Annotated in this window: 13 protein-coding genes; 6 read left to right on the top strand and 7 right to left on the bottom strand. The window is 43.0% G+C overall.

Annotated features, from left to right (window positions below; translation table 11 throughout):
* Positions 1-166: 166 nt before the first annotated feature.
* The 3 genes from mfd to aspA form a co-directional block, all read right to left on the bottom strand.
* Entirely contained in the window at positions 167-3,625 is a 3,459-nt protein-coding gene (gene mfd / locus FTT87_RS06010; protein ID WP_180081611.1) for a transcription-repair coupling factor, read from the bottom strand.
* 133 nt (positions 3,626-3,758) lie between these two features.
* Positions 3,759-4,130 (bottom strand): hypothetical protein, encoded by a 372-nt coding sequence (locus FTT87_RS06005; RefSeq protein WP_180043350.1) that lies wholly within the window; start codon positions 4,128-4,130, stop codon positions 3,759-3,761.
* Between the two features lie 140 nt (positions 4,131-4,270).
* A complete protein-coding gene (gene aspA / locus FTT87_RS06000) occupies positions 4,271-5,719 on the bottom strand; it encodes an aspartate ammonia-lyase (RefSeq protein WP_086196355.1) in 1,449 nt (482 codons plus the stop codon).
* 461 nt (positions 5,720-6,180) lie between these two features.
* Between aspA and putP the strand changes: the two genes are divergently transcribed.
* Positions 6,181-7,719, top strand: a complete 1,539-nt coding sequence (gene putP / locus FTT87_RS05995; protein ID WP_180043352.1) for a sodium/proline symporter PutP — start codon at positions 6,181-6,183, stop codon at positions 7,717-7,719.
* Positions 7,720-7,783: 64 nt separating this feature from the next.
* Here the strand turns inward: putP and FTT87_RS05990 are convergent, their stop codons facing one another.
* Positions 7,784-8,269, bottom strand: coding sequence for an Lrp/AsnC ligand binding domain-containing protein (locus FTT87_RS05990; protein WP_086196356.1), 486 nt, complete (start codon positions 8,267-8,269; stop codon positions 7,784-7,786).
* 118 nt (positions 8,270-8,387) lie between these two features.
* Here FTT87_RS05990 and putA point away from each other — a divergent pair, with 118 nt between their 5' ends.
* The 4 genes from putA to FTT87_RS05970 all read left to right on the top strand — a co-directional run bounded on the left by putA (position 8,388) and on the right by FTT87_RS05970 (position 15,568).
* Complete coding sequence (gene putA / locus FTT87_RS05985; RefSeq protein ID WP_180174559.1) at positions 8,388-12,158, top strand: trifunctional transcriptional regulator/proline dehydrogenase/L-glutamate gamma-semialdehyde dehydrogenase; 3,771 nt, start codon at positions 8,388-8,390, stop codon at positions 12,156-12,158.
* Positions 12,159-12,474: 316 nt separating this feature from the next.
* Positions 12,475-13,557 carry a tRNA (uridine(54)-C5)-methyltransferase TrmA gene (trmA, locus tag FTT87_RS05980; RefSeq protein WP_180043356.1) on the top strand — a complete coding sequence of 361 codons (1,083 nt, stop codon included), beginning with the start codon at positions 12,475-12,477 and terminating at the stop codon, positions 13,555-13,557.
* A 251-nt stretch (positions 13,558-13,808) separates the two neighbouring features.
* The gene (locus FTT87_RS05975; protein WP_086196359.1) at positions 13,809-14,039 is read left to right on the top strand and encodes a hypothetical protein; all 231 of its coding nucleotides are present in this window, start codon (positions 13,809-13,811) and stop codon (positions 14,037-14,039) included.
* A gap of 284 nt (positions 14,040-14,323) precedes the next feature.
* Positions 14,324-15,568, top strand: coding sequence for an OmpP1/FadL family transporter (locus tag FTT87_RS05970; RefSeq protein ID WP_180043357.1), 1,245 nt, complete (start codon positions 14,324-14,326; stop codon positions 15,566-15,568).
* A 17-nt stretch (positions 15,569-15,585) separates the two neighbouring features.
* On the opposite strand, the gene FTT87_RS05965 is transcribed toward FTT87_RS05970, so the two are convergent.
* Positions 15,586-16,359, bottom strand: coding sequence for a phosphodiester glycosidase family protein (locus tag FTT87_RS05965; RefSeq protein WP_257221750.1), 774 nt, complete (start codon positions 16,357-16,359; stop codon positions 15,586-15,588).
* 143 nt (positions 16,360-16,502) lie between these two features.
* Here FTT87_RS05965 and FTT87_RS05960 point away from each other — a divergent pair, with 143 nt between their 5' ends.
* Positions 16,503-17,036, top strand: a complete 534-nt coding sequence (locus FTT87_RS05960; protein ID WP_180043360.1) for a lecithin retinol acyltransferase family protein — start codon at positions 16,503-16,505, stop codon at positions 17,034-17,036.
* 148 nt (positions 17,037-17,184) lie between these two features.
* Here the strand turns inward: FTT87_RS05960 and FTT87_RS05955 are convergent, their stop codons facing one another.
* On the bottom strand, positions 17,185-17,646 hold the full coding sequence (locus FTT87_RS05955; protein WP_180043362.1) for an SRPBCC domain-containing protein: 462 nt from the start codon (positions 17,644-17,646) through the stop codon (positions 17,185-17,187).
* 33 nt (positions 17,647-17,679) lie between these two features.
* Positions 17,680-17,832 (bottom strand): transposase (locus tag FTT87_RS05950; RefSeq protein ID WP_180043364.1); only part of this gene is annotated, 153 nt, incomplete at its 5' end.

Here is a 17,832-nt window from a genome sequence, read left to right as displayed (position 1 = left end):
CTATGCAATGTGTTTCATTACAAATAAACCACTATTTGCAATGAACGCATGAACATTCACGAATTTAATAAATTTCTTTAAAAAATCAAGCGCTTCATCTCACGATTTTTTAAAATCTGCACAAATTGCAAAGCGAGTGCATAAATCTTATGCACTCCCTGTCAAATCAATGAATTTCTTTCAATAAACTGTCCAATAAATCGATAATAAATTGGATACGTTTTTGATAATCTTCCAGCATGACCATGACTTTCAGGCGTTGCCCGCCATCCATGCGGAAAAAGGTCGGATGTTTTTGCATCATTTGAATAATACTGATGGCCTGTACTGGTGTTTCTGGTGAAAATTCAATATGACCACCGTTAGCACTGATATCAATTTTGGTAATGCCCAGCTGCTCAGCTTTCAAACGAATCTGATGCACAGCAAATAACTGCTTCACTGGCTGCGGTGGCACACCAAACCGGTCAATCAGCTCCATGCGGATATTATCGAGTTTTTCCTGGGTATCGGTATTACTGATGCGTTTATAGAACAATAGGCGCTGATGCACATCTCCCAGATATTCATCTGGAATCAAGGCTGGCATATGTAGATTGATTTCCGCAATCAGGGACAATGGTGCATCGAAATTCGGGGTTTTGCCTTTTTGGATGGCTTTGGTGGCCTTTTCCAGCATTTCCATATACAGGCTATAACCAATCGCTTGCATGGAGCCACTTTGTTGCTCACCTAAAAGCTCGCCAGCTCCACGAATTTCCAGATCTTCCGTCGCCAGCATGAAACCGGCCCCTAAATTCGATGCGCGCTGAATCGCATCCAGACGTTTCTCTGCATCTCCCTTTAACCCCTTGATTGAAGGTACCAGCAAGTAGGCATAAGCTTGATGGTGTGAACGTCCGACACGGCCCCGTAATTGGTGCAACTGGGCAAGTCCCAGCTTATCAGCGCGTTCAATTAAAATGGTATTAGCATTGGGAACGTCAATCCCGGTTTCAATAATGGTTGAACAGACCAGCACATTGTATTCTTTATGATAGAACTGCTGCATCACCTGCTCCAGTTCACGTTCCCGCATTTGGCCATGAGCAACCGCCACCCGGGCCTCAGGCACCAGTTCACGAATATTTTCAGCAGTGCGCTCAATGGTATCCACTTCATTATGCAGGAAATATACCTGTCCACCGCGCAGCAATTCACGCAGAATGGCTTCTTTAACCGACTCACTGGTCTGTTCCTGTACAAAGGTTTTCACAGCCAGACGACGTGCAGGCGGTGTAGCGATAATCGAAAGGTCGCGCATCCCGCTAAAGGCCATATTTAAAGTTCGTGGAATTGGCGTCGCGGTGAGAGTCAGCATATCGACATCTGCACGCATGGCTTTAATACGTTCTTTATCACGTACCCCAAAACGATGCTCTTCATCGACAATCATCAGGCCCAGATTTTTAAACTGGATATTCTGCTGCAAAATTTTATGCGTACCAATCACAATATCGACTTTACCATCAGCCAGGTCTTCAATGGTTTTACTATGGGATTTGCTTGAACCAAACCGTGACAGCACTTCAATACGGATCGGCCAGTCGGCAAAACGGTCTTTAAACGATTCATAATGCTGCTGTGCCAGCAAGGTGGTGGGAACCAAAACAGCCACCTGCTTGTTGTTTTGTACCGCAACAAATGCTGCCCGCATCGCCACTTCAGTTTTACCAAAACCAACATCGCCACATACCAGACGATCCATCGGTTTGGCCAGCTGCATGTCGTGCAAAGTTGCTTCAATGGCATTGGCCTGATCCAAGGTTTCTTCATAGGCAAAGCCGCTGGCAAACTGCATATATGGACTTTGTTCCAGTTCAAAGCTAAAACCGGGTTTAGAGTGACGGCGTGCCTGAATATGCAGCAGTTCAGCAGCAACATCATGGATTTGCTCCAGCGCTTTACGTTTTGCCTTGCTCCAGGCATCAGTTCCCAGTTTATGCAAGGGGGCCAAATCCGGATCGCCGCCGCTATAACGGCTGATTAAATGCAGATTGGTGACCGGAACATAGACCTTGGCAGCATCAGCATAATCCAGCTGTAAAAATTCATGTTCCTGGTCGTCAATACTTAAAGTGACTAGGCCAGCATAACGTCCCACACCATGATCGATATGCACCACAGGTGCACCAATACTCAGTTCAGTTAAACTGCGAATCAGGAATTCTTCGGATACTTCTTGCTGACGCTTGCGGCGGCGCTGCACCACCCGATGTTCATAGAGCTGGTTTTCCGAGATGATGGTAAGCTGATCAGGAATGACCAGACCCCGATCCAACGGTGCACTGGTAATGGCTATAGCATGTAAAGAGCTTCTGAATTGTGCATAATTTTCAACATTGGGAATGTCTCCCAGCGCTGGACGCAAGGCATCCTTGAGTGTTTCACGACGGCCAGCACTTTCAGCCACCAGCAGGACTGGATGATTGGCAGCATCAATATATTTTTTAACCGCAGAAAACGGTTTTTCCTGTTTTGGATCTACTGGTAAGCGCGGTGGAATTTCCGTATTGAAATTAATCACACCGCTTTTTTCAGCGAATGTTTCTGTTGAGGCAATAATTCTGGCAAACTGATTCAGCTGTTCCAGCACCTGATTCGGCTGCAAAAAGATGTCTTCCGGCGGCAAAATAGGCTGCTCGACATTATGACGGCGGTCTTCATAACGATGCAGCACATCTTTCCAGAAACTGGTTAACCCTTCCTCCAGATGCTTATCTGTAATGACAATGCCATTCTTAGGTAAGTACGCCATGAGGGTACTTTGCGTTTGCATCGCCTCTTTACTAAAGAATAAGGGAAAATAAAACTCCAGTCCTGGTGAGGCAATACCTTCTAATGCATCTTGATAGATTGGATTTTTCTTCGGATTTGCTGTGGGAAATTTTTCCGCATAACGGTCACGGAAAGTGGCGCGTCCTTCTTTAAGCGGAAACTCCTTGGCAGGTAATACAGAAAACTGTTGTAGCGTTTGGGTTGTTCTTTGAGTTTCAGGATCAAAAAACTTTAAGCTTTCAATTTCATCATCAAACAGATCAATACGAATGGGTGCACTTTGACCGGACGCGTAAATATCCATAATGCTGCCACGCACAGCAAATTCACCATGATCATAAACGGTATCGACCAGATGATAACCGGCCTGAATCAGACGCAGTTTTTGCTGTTCCAGTTCAAATTTCTGTCCCACTTGAATATCAAAATGTTCGCCCAATACCCATGAAGCCGGTGCAACACGCTGTGCCAAAGTTGATGCAGATAAAAGCAGCACGCCCTGCTTCGGCATATTGGATAAAATGGAAAGCCGCTCTGACATAATATCCTGATGGGGAGACAAACGGTCATAAGGCAAAATTTCCCAATCCGGGAAAATCGTCGGTTTAATCCCGTAAAATTCCAGTTCACTTTCCAACTGTCCCAAATGCTGATTATTTTTGGCCACCAAAATGAATAATTGCTTGCTTTGTGTGGCAATTTCTTTGAAGAGTAAAGCGGCAGATGAGCCTTGTAAATTACCGACCCAGCGTTTTTCGCCTGCTTTTAACTGTTGCAGATGGAGTTGAGAAATTTCTTGTTGGAACATGTATATAGCTTTTGGTCTAAATGACATGGACCGTATATTAACATGGGTTTTTTCTTGGTTGAGTTATTTTTATATACAGCAAATGATCGCATCTAAATCCTTTTAGATGCCGAGCACATAAGTCTTTGTCCAATTATTTTTCGCGCAGGAAATTACGATAGTAATCATTCAGTTTCTGAATGATCTGCTTGAACTGTAACAGGTTTTCTTCAGTATTACCCAAACGTGCAACAAAACGCTGACTGGCAATTTCCAGATCAATTTTTTCATTAATCAGAATGGCAGTAAAATATAGGGTTTTTAAATCATCAAAGTTGTTCAATTTGCGATTGGAAAAATAAGCCAAACGTTCAGACAGCTGATTGACCACGATTCCGTCCACAATATAGCCTTGTTCCGGATCAAACTGGATATTGTTTTCTTGAAGATACAGCTGTTCAGGAGAAGGTTTTGAACTTTTAAGCAGTCCTGAACCTGTAAATAGTCCAGCAAGTTTATTCAGCATGAGCATGGCATATAGAAAAAATCCCAGCTATTTTAACCCTGAGCTGCATTATCTTCATCCCTATTTTTTCATAAAAAAGATCGCTGTTTAAATTGCGATCTTTTTTATTCAGATCATGATTAAATTTTTGTAGCCAGCAATTAGCCAACCTGTGCCAAAGGTTCATGCTGTAAGCTTACTTCTGAAACCAGATTACTAAAAGCAAAAATTTCATCCAGCTGTGCTTGAGTCAGTAATTCCCTTTCCAAAACCACCTGCTGAATAGTTTTATTTTCAGCAATGCACTGTTTCCCAATTTCATCACATTTGGCATGTCCTAAAATCGGATCCAGCAAAGTGACAATGCCGACACTGCGCATTACAGCGTCATAACAGACCTGCTCATTGGCCTGAATACCTTGAATACATTTACGGTCAAGACTGACCACCGCCTGGGTGAGAAGTTCAATCGACTCATTAATTGCAACAGCAATCACCGGTTCCATGACATTGAGTTGTAATTGCCCGGCTTCTGCTGCCAGAGTCACGGTTAAATCGTTGCCAATGACCTTAAAGGCAATCTGGTTCACCACTTCAGGAATCACCGGATTGATTTTGGCCGGCATAATGGATGAACCCGCCTGTAATTCGGGTAAACGAATTTCCCCCAAACCTGCACGAGGCCCCGAACTTAATAGGCGCAAATCGTTACAGATTTTTGAAAGTTTCACCGCCAGACGTTTCAGGGTACTGGATAAAATAATAAATACCCCGCAATCGCTGGTAGCTTCGACATAGTCTTCTGCACCCACCAGATTCAAGCCGGTAATTTTGTTTAAGGATTGAATCGCTGCATGGGCATAACCTTGGGGTGTATTCACTCCTGTTCCAATAGCTGTGGCTCCCAGATTCACTTCCAGTAAAAGCTCACGGGTACGTTGAATCAGACGTATATCTTCCTTTAATAAGGTAGCAAATGCACGGAACTCTTGTCCCAAAGTCATCGGAACCGCATCTTGCAGCTGGGTACGTCCCATTTTTACCACAAATTGAAACTCTGTCGCCTTGATATATAAGCTATCAACTATTTTTTGAATCTGAAGCAACAAATTGTCCAGACTATAATAAGTCGCTAAACGTAAGGCTGTAGGATAGACATCATTGGTGGATTGCGATTTATTCACATGATCATTCGGATGAATGTGTTCATATTGCCCCTTATGAAAACCCAAATGCTCCAAGGCAATATTGGCCAACACTTCATTGGTGTTCATATTAATGGAAGTTCCTGCACCCCCCTGATAAATATCTAAAGGAAAAGCTTCACTCCATTGTTCAGGCGATTCGATTAAGGCATTACAGGCAAATTGTATAGCTTGGCTGACCTGTTCTGAAATTTTGCCAAATTCTAAATTGGCTTGGGCAGAGGCTTTTTTGACTTGTGCCAAAGCACGGATAAAGTGAAGCTGACTTCCCACCTTCTGATTAGAAATCTGGAAATTCTCCAGAGCCCTTACTGTATGAATGCCATAATAACACTCGGCGGGAACTTCTTTTGCTCCCAATAAATCACGCTCTATTCTTGTATTGTCGGGTTGAACTGTTGTCACTTTAAATATACTCACATGTATGCACTAGAATTGTGCAATTGAAAAAATATTAAGGCTTTACGCTATTTTAAATATTGTAAAAAGATATTTATTTGGCAATGCTCTTTAACCAAATACATGGACTCTGTAGCGAATGTAAGCATTTGTAACTATATTAGCACTTCCAATTTTCATCACTAAAAAATTAAGCGCAAAAATTTTTGAGCGTTATTTCTAATTCACAGTAGATAATTATTCGAACAAGATGAATGACATTAAGTTACACAATTATAAGTTATTTATTTTATTAAATTTTTATCAATTGTATCTAAAAATACATTCCGCTACATAACACGTGATTAAATCCCTTAGAAATGTTACAGAAGGTAATTTCAATTTTATGGTTGAATCAGCGCCTGAGTGAACCTGCACAAAAAATCATCTTGGAAAGATGTTATTCATAAGGACATAAGGATGCGCCCATGAGTCAACTTAACCCCACCCTCATCACATTTATTTTTTATATTATTGCCATGGTTGGTATAGGACTGTATGCCTATAAATCCACCTCCGACTTTTCAGATTACATTCTGGGCGGACGCAGTCTGGGCAGCGTGGTCACCGCCCTTTCCGCAGGCGCTTCCGATATGAGTGGATGGCTGCTCATGGGCTTACCCGGTGCAATCTATCTTTCAGGCTTGTCGGAAGCCTGGATTGCAATTGGCCTGATTATTGGCGCATGGCTGAACTGGCTGCTGGTCGCCGGCCGCTTACGGGTGCATACCGAAGTACAGAACAATGCCTTAACCCTGCCGGACTATTTCACCAGTCGTTTTGGGGATCGCAAGCGTATATTACGGATGATCTCGGCTCTGGTGATTCTGGTGTTTTTCTCCATTTACTGCGCGTCAGGCATGGTGGCAGGTGCACGATTATTCGAAAGTATTTTTGGCATGTCTTACACGACGGCACTCTGGATCAGTGCAATTGCCACCATCAGCTATGTATGTATCGGTGGCTTTCTAGCGATTAGCTGGACCGATACCTTTCAGGCAGGACTGATGATTTTCGCGCTGCTGCTGACGCCGATCATGGCCTATATGGCCATCGGTGATCATAGCCAGCAGTTTGCCACAATGATTGAAACGGCTCGCCCGCATGCCACCAATATGCTTTCAGGATTAAGTACGGTCGCCATTTTATCATCACTGGCGTGGGGCTTAGGCTATTTTGGACAGCCGCATATTCTGGTGCGTTTTATGGCAGCAGATTCAGTCAAGACCATTCCGGCAGCACGTCGTATTGGCATGAGCTGGATGATTCTATGTCTAGGGGGTGCAGTCGGAGCCGGTTTTATTGGCATTGCCTACTTCCAGCATCATGCAGAACTTGCAGGCGTGGTTTCCCAGAATCCTGAAACCATCTTTATGGAACTGACCAAAATTCTGTTTAACCCCTGGATTGCAGGCGTAATTTTGGCCGCCATTTTAGCTGCGGTGATGAGTACCCTGAGCTGTCAGCTTCTGGTCTGCTCCAGCACCCTGACGGAAGATTTGTATAAAGCATTCTTACGCAAAAATGCTTCGCAAAAGGAACTGGTTTGGGTTGGACGCTTGATGGTACTGGCGATTGCCGTACTTGCCATTATTCTGGCAAGCAATCCAAACAGTAAGGTTCTAGGACTGGTTGCCTATGCCTGGGCCGGTTTCGGTGCTGCATTTGGTCCGCTGATTATCCTGTCCTTGTTCTGGAAACGCATGACCTTAAACGGCGCGATTATGGGGATTATTGTCGGTGCGGTAACCGTTATTTTATGGAAAAACACCATGGCCAGTACCGGTTTATATGAAATTATTCCCGGTTTTATTCTGTCATTTGTGAGCATTGTCGTGGTCAGCTTATTAGAAAAAGCTCCTTCGCAAGAAGTACTTCAGCGTTTCGAGCAGGCTGATCAATTGTACAAGAAAGAAATGGCAGAACTGCAAAAGGGGCTACCCGCCCAATCTAAGAATGGAGGATAAAGCTTTGAGGATATTTTCTTTCACCAGATAAACTTCAAGGGGCATTAAGCCCCTTGTTTTATTTTTATCCTTTATTTTTCAGATAAATTTTAGAACTTTCCTTAATCACTTCCATCACCGGATAACTTCGTGTCTCTTTAATTCCGGGAAGACGCCACAGGACCTGCCCTGAAATTTTCCGGAATTCTTCCATATTGGCACAGCGGATTTTCACAACAAAATCAAATCCGCCACTGATCATGTGACATTCCACAATTTCAGGATATTGCATGATCGCATCAGAAAATTCCTCCAAAACATTGGGGGTAGTTTTATCCAGTAAAATCTCGACAAACACCACGAAACTGGCATTAAGCATGTCAGGATTCAGCTTGGCTTCATAGCCCAGAATAAACCCATCTTTGGTCAGTTTCTGTACCCTTGCCAAAGCCGCGGTCGGGGATAAATTTACTGCTTCGGCCAGTTTTATATTCGAAATCCGGCCATCATTTTGCAGAATATCTAAAATTTTGATATCTGTTCGGTCCAGGGTAAAAATCGGGCTGTACATCAGAATTATTCTCTAAAATGAACCAAAATTATAGTGAGTTATTCGGCATTCTTTCTGTAATCATAAATTATATAAAGCATTTTACTCAACAAAAATTTGGCAGTCACAGGATGTTGGCATGAATATAATGGACACTGAAACCCGCTTTGACCAGACAAAACCTCACTTTGGATATATTACCGAATTCAAAGAAAAAAATGATTATGAAGTTGAGGTAAATACTGCCTGGCGCCGTGCTGAACCTGACTGTGTTGAACATTTACTGGAACATAGCCAGATTTCTGAACAGCTGAACCAGCGTATTTATGATCTGGCATTCGATCTTGCTCATAGCTTACGGGAACGTAAAAGCTCGAACGGTAAAGCCGGGATCGTACAGGGATTATTGCAAGAGTTTTCACTTTCCTCTCAGGAAGGTATTGCCCTGATGTGTCTGGCTGAAGCCTTGCTGCGAATTCCGGACAGCGCGACACGGGACTTGCTGATTCGCGACAAAATCAATCAGGGCAACTGGAAAGAACATGTAGGGCAAAGCAGCCTGATGTTTGTCAATGCGGCTGCCTGGGGGCTCATGCTGACCGGAAAACTGATGGAAACCCCAAAACAAAAGACTTTATCCAGCGTGCTCACAGGGCTTTTAGCCCGTAGTGGTCGCGGGATTATCCGTAAAGCTGTGGATGTCGCCATGCGGATGATGGGCGAGCAGTTTGTTACGGGTGAAACCATTCAGGAAGCGCTAGAACATGCAGAACCGCTAGAAGATAAAGGTTTCCGTTATTCTTATGACATGCTCGGTGAAGCCGCGCTGACCGAACATGATGCTGAACGCTATTTCCAGGATTATAGCAATGCCATCCATGCCATTGGTCAGGCCTCCAAAGACAAAGATGTCTATGACGGCCCGGGTATTTCCATCAAGCTTTCCGCCCTGCATCCACGTTATCAGCGTGCACAAATACATCGCGTACATGAGGAGCTGTATCCAAAAGTACTGCAATTGGCAGAACTGGCAAAACGCTACAATATTGGCCTGAACATTGATGCCGAAGAATCCGAACGTCTGGAAATTTCTTTAGAACTATTAGAGCGTTTATGTTTTGAGCCGGGCCTTGCCGACTGGAAAGGCATTGGTTTTGTGATTCAGGCCTATCAGAAACGCTGCTTCTACGTGGTGGACTATGTGGTGGACTTAGCCACACGCAGTCAAAAACGCCTGATGATCCGTTTGGTTAAAGGTGCTTACTGGGACAGTGAAATCAAGAAGGCCCAAATTGAAGGCATGACGGACTACCCGGTGTTTACCCGTAAAGTGCATACCGACCTGTCTTATATTGCCTGTGCGAAAAAACTGTTGGCTGCGCCAGAGCAGATTTACCCGCAGTTCGCGACACATAATGCCCAGACTCTTGCAACCATTTATCATTTCGCCGATCCGAACCAATACTACAGTGGCCAATATGAATTCCAGTGCCTGCATGGCATGGGTGAACCACTGTATGAACAGGTGGTGGGCAATAAAACAGATAACAAACTGGGGGTGCCGTGCCGTATCTATGCCCCTGTAGGGAATCATGAAACCTTACTGGCTTATCTGGTAAGACGTTTACTGGAAAATGGCGCCAATACCTCTTTCGTCAACCGCATTGCAGATAAAAGCCTAAAAATTGAAGATCTGATTGAAAATCCGCATGCAGAGATTTTGAAAAATGCAGCCAAAGAATCACAGGTGGGTCAGAAGCACCCGGCTATTCCCCTAGCACCTGATTTGTACGGTGATATCCGTCCAAACTCAGCGGGTCTGGATTTAGCCAATGATCATGACCTGACCGACCTCAACCAGACTGCACACAACCTGAGTCAGCAGCAATGGCAAGCGCAGGTTTTGGGTAAAAACCTCGGTCTTGAAAATGACTCAAATGATGCAAGTTCGCAGACACTTCTTATTGTCAATCCTGCCGATCATCTAGATATCGTGGGTCATGTACAGGAAGCAAGCGCTGATCAGGTCAATCAAGCCCTAGATCATGCCGTGAATGCACAAGCTGAATGGAGCAATACCGCTAAAGACACACGTGCCGCTTACCTACAGCGTGCAGCAGATATCATGCAATCACGCATGCAGGAACTGATGATTCTGTTATGCCGTGAAAGTGGTAAAACCTATGCCAATGCCATTGCCGAAGTTCGCGAAGCAGTCGACTTCCTGCGTTATTACGCAGCGCAAATGATCGATCTGGATCGAGATACCGTGATTCAACCCTTAGGTACGGTATTATGTATCAGTCCATGGAATTTCCCTTTGGCGATTTTTACCGGACAAATCTCAGCGGCACTGGTTACTGGAAATACTGTCATTGCCAAACCGGCTGAACAAACGCCACTGATTGCAGCGCAAGCGATTCAGATTTTGTGGGAAGCCGGCATTCCTCAAGATGTGCTACAGCTACTGCCGGGGCAAGGTGAAACAGTCGGTGCACAATTAAGCAGTGATACGCGTATTCAAGGCATCATGTTTACCGGGTCAACCGAAGTCGCCAAAATTTTGCAAAAGACCCTGGCGCAAAGACTGAGTCCATCAGGTCATCCTATTCCACTGATTGCGGAAACAGGTGGGCAAAATGCCATGATTGTTGACTCGTCGGCATTGACCGAACAGGTGATTCTGGATGTGGTGAGCTCGGCTTATGATAGTGCCGGCCAACGCTGTTCTGCCCTGCGTGTGCTCTGCGTGCAAGAAGACAATGCCGATAGTGTTATCCATATGCTGAAAGGTGCCATGCAACAACTGCGTGTTGGCAATCCCGCGCTATTAAAAACCGATATCGGCCCGGTAATTGATCTTGAAGCACAAAACAATATTCAGAAACATATTGATCAGATGCGTGGTAAAGGTCATTCCGTACATCAACTGATGTTAAATCCTGAACAGGATCAAAGCCTAGCACAAGGGACTTTTATTCCGCCGACTTTAATTGAATTGCCGAATCTGGACGATTTGCAGCGTGAAGTATTTGGTCCAGTTTTACATATGATCCGCTACAAATATGGTCAATTAGAACAGCTGCTTGAGCAGATCAATGCCAAAGGTTATGGTCTGACCATGGGACTGCATACCCGTATTGATGAGACCATTCAGACTGTCATTGCACATGCAGAAGTCGGCAATTTGTATATCAACCGTAATATTGTCGGTGCGGTGGTCGGTGTTCAGCCTTTTGGTGGTGAAGGCTTGTCCGGTACAGGCCCTAAAGCTGGCGGCCCGATTTATCTGTACCGTTTGATGCAGCACTGCTCTGCGAAAAAACTGGCTCGACCATTTGCAACTCAGGCACAAGCCACACAGCCAGCGCATCAGCCTTTATATGACGTGTTTTATCAATGGGCAGAAAAAACCTTCCCTCAATATCAATTGCAACCGTGCCCTGCATTCTGTGCTGGCCATCATTATGAATTGCGAGGTCCGACCGGTGAAAGCAATCAATATGTAGTGTTGCCAAGAAAACGCGTGCTGTCTTTAGCGGAGCAGGAACAGGATCAGATTCAGCAATTGGCGGCAATTTTTGCGGTTGGCAGCCAGCCTGTGGTTCTGGCTGAAAATACCTTTGTGCTCAAATATCTTTCTAAAATGCCCAAAGAAATTGAACAGCGTTTTGCCGTAATCCAGAACATTGAAAGCGCTGATTTTGATGCCGTACTGCATCACGGCAGTAAAGCACAACTGCAATACTTGCAAACTCAAATTGCTGCCCGTTCCGGGGCGATTATTGGCATCACGCATTTAAAACCGCTGGATCATAATATTCCTTTAGAACGATTGGTGATTGAGCATGCCATCAGTATCAATACCGCAGCCGCAGGAGGTAATGCCAGCCTGATGACCTTAAATTAAAACCTTAACCTCAACCCAAACTTAAAAATATACGTCAGCGCTTAACCCTATAACGACGTATCGTTTCCTCTTTGCCAAGTCAACTTCTCCCTGGTCTGGTTGACTTGGTTTCTTTTTGGTTTTGAAATCATTTAAACCATCCTGATTTTTTCCTTTGAATAAAAATCTGCCTTTATCATTCTTAATATCAAAAAAGCGCATTTGAATTTGAGTTCAATCACTATATTTCTGCTGCTGATTGGGGAATAAGTTTAGTCATCTTAGGCAAACTTTGTTACCATCCCTGTTTTCAATGTGTTTGTGATTTTTACTGCATATGACTTCAGCTTATCAGTTACAACTTGATGCCAAGATTGCACGTATTTCTGCTCAATTTGCCGAGTTTAATCCCCCTTCTTTAGAAGTATTTCAGTCGCCTGAACAAAACTTCCGTATGCGCGCAGAATTTCGGATTTGGCATACTGACGACGATATGTTTTATGCGATGTTTGAACGCAGTGAAGATAATCAAAAACAGGTGATTCGCATTGACGAATTCCCGATAGCCGATAAAAGCATTAACGATTTAATGCCTGTTCTGTTAAAAGAACTGAAAGCGACAGAAATTCTATCCAAGCGTTTATTTGAAGTTCATTTTCTAGCAACATTAAAAGGTGAAATGCTGGTTTCACTGGTTTACCGTTGCACACTCAATGCAGAATGGGAAGTTGCAGCAAAAGCACTGTCTGATAAGCTCAACATTAAAATTTATGGTCGTAGCCGTGGTCAACGTGTCATTTTGACAGATGATTATGTGGTGGAAGAGTTAAAAGTATTCGATCGTACTTATCAATATAAGCAAATCGAAAGCAGCTTTACCCAGCCGAATGCACAAGTCTGCCAAAAAATGCTGGAATGGGCATGCAATGCGGCCAAACAGTCAGATAAAGACTTACTGGAATTGTACTGTGGCAATGGCAACTTTACCCTGCCACTGTCCACCAAGTTCAATCGCGTACTGGCAACCGAATTGGCCAAATCATCGGTCTACGCGGCGCAGTGGAATATTGAACAAAACCAGATTGATAATATTCAGGTGGCACGTTTATCGGCTGAAGAATTTACCGAGGCCTATAATGGCGAACGTGAATTCCGTCGCTTGCAGGAAGCAGAAATCGACATCACCAGCTATGACTTCGATACGGTATTTGTTGATCCACCGCGTGCAGGTATTGATGATGAAACATTAAAACTGCTACAGCGTTTTGAACGGATCATTTATATCTCATGTAATCCGGACACTTTACAGGACAATTTAAAGACTTTATCGAGTACGCATAAAGTGACCAAATTTGCCTTGTTTGATCAGTTCCCTTATACCCATCACGTCGAGTCGGGTGTGTTACTGGAAAAAATTTAAACAATTTATTTCTTTGTTAAGTTTGTAAATATATTTACATCAATGAAGCTCAATTGAGCTTCATTTATATTTCATTGAAAATAAATCATTTATAAATAATTCTGAATAGAAAATCTCATAATATCGTTAAAGTGTTCAATTACTATCGGAAAATTAAAGGTTCAATTGATTCTTTTATAGCTTTGGTAGACTTGTATTCCTCAAAAAACTGGATATATTTCGATCTATGTTAGGTTGTGTATGAAGGCTCTATGAGTTTTTGGCAAAAGCTGTTTTCTGCTCATCAACAGCAAAACGAACACAAGAATCAAATCTCGTGTGTTGAAAATGATTGCTCTTGCAAATCAAATGAACAATTGATCCAGGCTTTAACTCAAACAACAGATGAAAAAGTCATCATTGGAATTAAGAAAGTTTTAATTTCAAGAGGTTATAGCCGAAAAGAGTTAAATGAATTACAGCATCTACCACTGCGACAATAGAGTCTAAACCCTCTATATGAAGGCATTTAGTCAACTAAATGCCTTTTTATTTGCCCCCGAAAATTGTTATATAGCCCATTATGGCCAAATTTTAATACTTCGAAACATAGTTCCCATCATTTTTCCAGAATCTGCTATGCCACACAATGTAAAAGTGCTCTACTAGAATAAGAATTTTAACAAACCGATAGAACAGCCAAGCAAGTAAGAATAAAAGCAAGCAAGAATACAAGATAAAAAACAACAAGAGCAAAAAATAAAAATAAGCCTAAAAAGGAAAATATATGAAACGGTATTATCCTGGACTGGCAATATTATGCAGCCTAATCTCAAGTCATAGTCTGGCGGCAACCATGGATCAATCAGGACAATCCGTGTTGCCTTTTCTAGAATCAGGGCATTATTTTGAAGCCTCCATTACTGCTGCCGATCCTGAAGTGTCCGGGCATACCTTAGGTTCACGTCCAGATCTGGTTAATCCTGACAGTGCTGATAATACAACCGATAATATTGCCCAGACTTTCCAGTACCAGAGTGCCGCACTGAAACTGCAATTCGTTCCAAATTTCTCTTTTGGCATTCTCTATGATCAGCCATTTGGTTCAGATTTACACTATCCATTAAAAGACAATGGCAGTTTCTCCGATACCGCACTGAGCCAGCAAGGTACTCAGGTCAATGTCGACAGCCAAAACCTGAGTTTTATTTTAGGTTATCAACCTGTCAAAAATATTAACCTGTATGCCGGTCCTGCCTATCAAACCGTGGAAGGTCATGTCGCGCTACGTGGGCTGGTATATGCCCAATTTAATGGTTATAACGCCAAATTTAAACAGGATGCTGGCCTCGGCTGGAAAGCGGGTCTTGCCTATCAGTTTCCCGAGCTCGCACTAAAGGCTGCCTTGACTTATCACTCGAAAATAAATCATAAAATCAATGTAGAAGAAAACATTTTGGGCACACCTCTACTCCTAACAGACAATGCCAAAACCAAAATTTCTACCCCACAATCGGTCAATCTGAATTTCCAGACCAGTATCATGAGCGGAACTTTACTGTACTCGAACATACGATGGGTCAACTGGAAAGATTTTGTGATACGTCCTACCCAGTTCGGCGCATTATCGGCACTTGCCACCACGACCCTTAGTAATGGCAGTTATAGCGCAGGATTTAATCTGGATGATTATCAAAAAGACCAATGGAGTGTGACCTTAGGCATGGCACGACAATTAACCACGAAATGGTCCGCTGCTTTTGATCTCGGCTGGGATTCAGGCACGGGTAATCCTAGATCAATTTTAAATCCTACCAAGGGTTACAAAAATATAGGCTTGGGATTTCAGTTTAATCCTGAATCCAACTATTTTATTTCAGGGGGGATCAAATACTATTGGCTTGGTGATGCCACCGCACAAGATGGCACTTATTATCTTCCTCTTCCCGGGGTATCTGAAGCTTCACAGGTCGGTGAATTTAACAACAACCATGCGATAGGCTATGGTTTAAAAATTGGCTACAGGTTTTAATGGCTGGCGAACTTCATTTATTGAGTAGCACAGTTCTGTTGATCAATATAGGCCACCATCGGTCCCAGATTAAACAATGAATCTGAACGTTTTAACTGCGGAATATAGGCACTAGAGATTGAGCCGTCCAGATACAAGGCATTTTGCACTTTAAGCTGTTGTTGAAAAAATTGTGCAAATTGATAAAAACTCAACGCATTTCGACTGATCACAAAATATAAGCTTTGATCTTTAATCCCGACAGCATTTCTGATCTTAAAGGAATCTGAATCTTTTAAAAATTGTGGATTAATCTGCCCATCAATCACCAGCATAGGCCCCGATTGCGTCGCGTATTCGGCATTAAACTTGAGCTTTTGATAACTTTCTGTCTTTGCGATCAGGCTGTGATGCCGATTCCAGGCCAATACGCCATTGGGTTGCAGATAAAAATTGCCATATGCCTGTTTGACCGTGTTCAGTTTTTTCTGTTGCCGAGCTGCTTCAATATATAACCCGACCGGAGAATAGTCTGCATGATACATCCCGGCATTCATGGCAAAGAGCAGCTTTTCACATGCTTTCAGCTGTTTTGCCACAGCTTTAAATTTACCTAAGGGTTGATGGGTCTGGCGATCATTTAAAAACAGGCGCAAGTTTTGTGGCTGATCAATCTGAACAATGTCTACATCTACAATATCAGTCTGCCAGCGCCGGGTATAAAGCTCTGCATAGGTGATACTGGTCAAACTGAGTAAGGTGATAACTGCACATTTTATTAACAATATTTTCTTCATGCTGCTATGGCTCATGAGGTATGCTGAATCCTGACATTTTTAATGCGCTGTAGTGTCATAAAAGCTAGTCAACTCAGTGAAATAGTCGATTCTTTTATAAAGAAGCAGTAAACTAAGTCACTAAAATATATTTGTAACTTTATTGGTTAAACGTCTACATGCAACAGCAGAAAATACGATTTCCTTTAGGGACGCATCTTATCGTTAAACATTTTGGATATTCTCATCACGGCATTTATGCAGGACGTGGCCGGGTTATTCATTATTCAGGTTTTGCCCATTTATTTAAGAAACGTCCCATTGAGATTACCTCACTGGAAAAATTCAGCTTTGGTAAAACCATTATTATCCAGCAATATAACAATCCTAAATTTCGCGGCCGCAAAGTGGTACGGCGTATGCGTTCACGAATGAACGAAAACCAGTATCATCTGATTATTAACAACTGCGAACATTTATGCACCTGGGCCATTACCGGTGTGGAAAGCAGTCCTCAAGTCATCCGCATGATGAACCGTTTAACCACTATTGGTTATGTCAGCTCTCTCATGAGTTTTATGAACAGCATGCTGCTGACCCTCACCACCACCTGTTTTGCATTGGTGTTGTACATCAAGAAAAAGTTACGTGATAAAGCAAAAAAACAGATTCCGCATTATTTATGGTTAAAAGAACAGAATCCCAAGCAGTGATCGAACCGGTCTGTCTTTTCCATTGCAGCCATAAAATTCCAAGTGGCCTCAACCAGAACAGGAGATGTTTTAGTGAGCTGCAGGATGACGCTTTTTCTATCTGTAGCTCCTAGGCTTACCCCCGATCCATGACAGTTTATATTCAGATTTAAATCACCCCCATTTCGACAAATGGCGGAAACTTGTCATTGACCAGATTTAACTGCGCTCCATATTCCAGGTAAGCCTTACAGCCATCCAGCACAGTGGTGAAACCGCTTGTTTGCTCAATCACAAAAGTAATTAAGTCTGAGCCTTGCAGAGAAATATCATAATTGCGAATGCGAAGATAAGTCTCTTGTTCTGTTAACTTCTCAAAAATAAAATCTACCGTGCTCTTGGGTTCTCCCCAAGTAAACTGGATCAGTTCATTATGAATCAGCTGTTCGACATAAACACTGCGGGTCACTTCATCTTTTTCCCAATACCAGTCTACCGTTCTGTTTTCTATCAAGTGTCCGGTAGATGAAGTAAACCAAAACTTGCTGGTGATTTCGGGGTCAATAAAGGCATTAAACACCTCTGCAACCGGTTTGCGAATTAACATCTGGGTTTCTATGACTACGCTCATTGCGTTCTTCCTTTTTATTCTTCTTCTTAGAACCTATCCAGAATATTTTCTATGCAAACGTAGCCTTAAAAAGGCTAAATTAATGAACTGAAGGCTCGTATTTAGGTGCTTTTCACAGTTTTTCCAGAGCCTTCTGCATTTTTCTAACCAAGCAAATGATCTTTCCACAACCCAGCGTTGTGGAAT

The sequence above is a fragment of the Acinetobacter sp. YH01022 genome (assembly GCF_013420235.1).
Classification (GTDB): domain Bacteria; phylum Pseudomonadota; class Gammaproteobacteria; order Pseudomonadales; family Moraxellaceae; genus Acinetobacter.
The sequence above is the reverse complement of the archived record's forward strand: the minus strand, read 5'-3'. Positions and strand labels throughout refer to the sequence as shown.

What these genes read in the sequence shown, in the direction of transcription:
- mfd (WP_180081611.1), bottom strand. Translation starts at nt 3,625, where the DNA reads ATGTTCCAACAAGAAATTTCTCAACTCCATCTGCAACAGTTAAAAGCA.
- FTT87_RS06005 (WP_180043350.1), bottom strand. Translation starts at nt 4,130, where the DNA reads ATGCTGAATAAACTTGCTGGACTATTTACAGGTTCAGGACTGCTTAAA.
- putP (WP_180043352.1), top strand. Translation starts at nt 6,181, where the DNA reads ATGAGTCAACTTAACCCCACCCTCATCACATTTATTTTTTATATTATT.
- FTT87_RS05990 (WP_086196356.1), bottom strand. Translation starts at nt 8,269, where the DNA reads ATGTACAGCCCGATTTTTACCCTGGACCGAACAGATATCAAAATTTTA.
- putA (WP_180174559.1), top strand. Translation starts at nt 8,388, where the DNA reads ATGAATATAATGGACACTGAAACCCGCTTTGACCAGACAAAACCTCAC.
- trmA (WP_180043356.1), top strand. Translation starts at nt 12,475, where the DNA reads ATGACTTCAGCTTATCAGTTACAACTTGATGCCAAGATTGCACGTATT.
- FTT87_RS05975 (WP_086196359.1), top strand. Translation starts at nt 13,809, where the DNA reads ATGAGTTTTTGGCAAAAGCTGTTTTCTGCTCATCAACAGCAAAACGAA.
- FTT87_RS05970 (WP_180043357.1), top strand. Translation starts at nt 14,324, where the DNA reads ATGAAACGGTATTATCCTGGACTGGCAATATTATGCAGCCTAATCTCA.
- FTT87_RS05965 (WP_257221750.1), bottom strand. Translation starts at nt 16,359, where the DNA reads ATGAGCCATAGCAGCATGAAGAAAATATTGTTAATAAAATGTGCAGTT.
- FTT87_RS05960 (WP_180043360.1), top strand. Translation starts at nt 16,503, where the DNA reads ATGCAACAGCAGAAAATACGATTTCCTTTAGGGACGCATCTTATCGTT.
- FTT87_RS05955 (WP_180043362.1), bottom strand. Translation starts at nt 17,646, where the DNA reads ATGAGCGTAGTCATAGAAACCCAGATGTTAATTCGCAAACCGGTTGCA.